Below are 3,150 nucleotides of genomic sequence, written 5' to 3'. Positions count from 1 at the left end.
AACTGAAGAGTTTGATCCTGGCTCAGATTGAACGCTGGCGGCATGCTTTACACATGCAAGTCGAACGGCAGCGCGGGCTTCGGCCTGGCGGCGAGTGGCGAACGGGTGAGTAATATATCGGAACGTACCCAGAAGTGGGGGATAACGTAGCGAAAGTTACGCTAATACCGCATACGATCTACGGATGAAAGTAGGGGACCGCAAGGCCTTATGCTTTTGGAGCGGCCGATATCTGATTAGCTAGTTGGTGAGGTAATGGCTCACCAAGGCGACGATCAGTAGCTGGTCTGAGAGGACGACCAGCCACACTGGAACTGAGACACGGTCCAGACTCCTACGGGAGGCAGCAGTGGGGAATTTTGGACAATGGGGGCAACCCTGATCCAGCAATGCCGCGTGAGTGAAGAAGGCCTTCGGGTTGTAAAGCTCTTTTGTCAGGGAAGAAACGGCTGTGGCTAATATCCACGGCTAATGACGGTACCTGAAGAATAAGCACCGGCTAACTACGTGCCAGCAGCCGCGGTAATACGTAGGGTGCAAGCGTTAATCGGAATTACTGGGCGTAAAGCGTGCGCAGGCGGTTTTGTAAGTCTGACGTGAAATCCCCGGGCTTAACCTGGGAATTGCGTTGGAGACTGCAAGGCTGGAGTCTGGCAGAGGGGGGTAGAATTCCACGTGTAGCAGTGAAATGCGTAGAGATGTGGAGGAACACCGATGGCGAAGGCAGCCCCCTGGGTCAAGACTGACGCTCATGCACGAAAGCGTGGGGAGCAAACAGGATTAGATACCCTGGTAGTCCACGCCCTAAACGATGTCTACTAGTTGTCGGGTCTTAATTGACTTGGTAACGCAGCTAACGCGTGAAGTAGACCGCCTGGGGAGTACGGTCGCAAGATTAAAACTCAAAGGAATTGACGGGGACCCGCACAAGCGGTGGATGATGTGGATTAATTCGATGCAACGCGAAAAACCTTACCTACCCTTGACATGTCAGGAAGTCCGGAGAGATCTGGATGTGCCCGAAAGGGAGCCTGAACACAGGTGCTGCATGGCTGTCGTCAGCTCGTGTCGTGAGATGTTGGGTTAAGTCCCGCAACGAGCGCAACCCTTGTCATTAGTTGCTACGAAAGGGCACTCTAATGAGACTGCCGGTGACAAACCGGAGGAAGGTGGGGATGACGTCAAGTCCTCATGGCCCTTATGGGTAGGGCTTCACACGTCATACAATGGTACATACAGAGGGCCGCCAACCCGCGAGGGGGAGCTAATCCCAGAAAGTGTATCGTAGTCCGGATCGTAGTCTGCAACTCGACTACGTGAAGTTGGAATCGCTAGTAATCGCGGATCAGCATGCCGCGGTGAATACGTTCCCGGGTCTTGTACACACCGCCCGTCACACCATGGGAGCGGGTTTTACCAGAAGTAGGTAGCTTAACCGCAAGGAGGGCGCTTACCACGGTAGGATTCGTGACTGGGGTGAAGTCGTAACAAGGTAGCCGTATCGGAAGGTGCGGCTGGATCACCTCCTTTCTAGAGTAGCACCGGAGCCTTAGTGCTCATCATCAAACGTTCACACTTATCGGCTGTTGTTAAAAACGAGAACAGTTCGGGTCTGTAGCTCAGTCGGTTAGAGCACCGTGTTGATAACGCGGGGGTCGTTGGTTCGAATCCAACCAGACCCACCATGTGTTATCAGCAACACAAACGGGGGATTAGCTCAGCTGGGAGAGCACCTGCTTTGCAAGCAGGGGGTCGTCGGTTCGATCCCGTCATCCTCCACCACTTCACTTATGTAAGACCGGGCCACCTGGTCGATGTTTTAGATAAGTGTAGTTCTCGTTCTTTAAAAATCTGGAAGAAGTAAAGTTTTCTTTAAGCGTGTGCGAGAGCACACACTTAGGGTAGAAATCTGTAACAACAAACATAGCAACACAGCTGTACTCTTTCTCTATAACGTCCTTGTTTAGTCGCAGGGGCTAAAGTTATAGGGACAAGCGAATAAGTGCACATGGTGGATGCCTTGGCGATTACAGGCGATGAAGGACGTTGTAGCTTGCGATAAGCTGCGGGGAGTGAGCAAACACACTTTGATCCGCAGATTTCCGAATGGGGAAACCCGGCCTTTTAGGTCATCTCATACTGAATACATAGGTATGTGAAGCGAACGCGGCGAACTGAAACATCTAAGTAGCTGCAGGAAAAGAAATCAACCGAGATTCCCAAAGTAGTGGCGAGCGAAATGGGATGAGCCGTTACGTGATAGTCGGACTGATAGTGGAAGCCTTTGGAAACAGGCGCCATAGCGGGTGATAGCCCCGTACACGAAATCAGACCGGTGGTACTAAGCGTAAGACAAGTAGGGCGGGACACGTGAAATCCTGTCTGAAGATGGGGGGACCATCCTCCAAGGCTAAATACTCGTAATCGACCGATAGTGAACCAGTACCGTGAGGGAAAGGCGAAAAGAACCCCGGGAGGGGAGTGAAATAGAACCTGAAACCGTGTGCATACAAACAGTCGGAGCCTCTTTATGGGGTGACGGCGTACCTTTTGTATAATGGGTCAGCGACTTACATTCAGTGGCGAGGTTAACCAGATAGGGGAGCCGTAGAGAAATCGAGTCCGAACAGGGCGACAGTCGCTGGGTGTAGACCCGAAACCAGATGATCTATCCATGGCCAGGATGAAGGTGCGGTAACACGCCCTGGAGGTCCGAACCCACTAGTGTTGAAAAACTAGGGGATGAGCTGTGGATAGGGGTGAAAGGCTAAACAAATCTGGAAATAGCTGGTTCTCTCCGAAAACTATTTAGGTAGTGCCTCAAGTATCACCATCGGGGGTAGAGCACTGTCATGGCTAGGGGGTCATTGCGACTTACCAAACCATTGCAAACTCCGAATACCGATGAGTGCGAGCTTGGGAGACAGACGTCGGGTGCTAACGTCCGGCGTCAAGAGGGAAACAACCCAGACCGCCAGCTAAGGTCCCAAAGATTGGCTAAGTGGAAAACGAAGTGGGAAGGCTAAAACAGTCAGGATGTTGGCTTAGAAGCAGCCATCATTTAAAGAAAGCGTAATAGCTCACTGATCGAGTCGTCCTGCGCGGAAGATGTAACGGGGCTAAGCCAGTCACCGAAGCTGCGGATATCCG

General features: G+C 52.1%; 2 tRNA genes and 2 rRNA genes. All 4 read left to right on the top strand.

From position 1 onward, the window contains the following. A 16S ribosomal RNA gene (locus NX774_RS23240) occupies nucleotides 1–1,530 on the top strand. A 78-nt stretch (nucleotides 1,531–1,608) separates the two neighbouring features. Next, nucleotides 1,609–1,685, top strand: a tRNA-Ile gene (locus NX774_RS23235). A gap of 21 nt (nucleotides 1,686–1,706) precedes the next feature. Further along, nucleotides 1,707–1,782: transfer RNA gene (locus NX774_RS23230), tRNA-Ala, on the top strand. 206 nt (nucleotides 1,783–1,988) lie between these two features. Further along, nucleotides 1,989–3,150 (top strand): 23S ribosomal RNA (locus tag NX774_RS23225); the annotation flags it as partial.

Source organism: Massilia agilis, assembly GCF_024756255.1.
Classification (GTDB): Bacteria; Pseudomonadota; Gammaproteobacteria; order Burkholderiales; family Burkholderiaceae_D; genus Telluria; species Telluria agilis.
The sequence above is the reverse complement of the archived record's forward strand: the minus strand, read 5'-3'. Positions and strand labels throughout refer to the sequence as shown.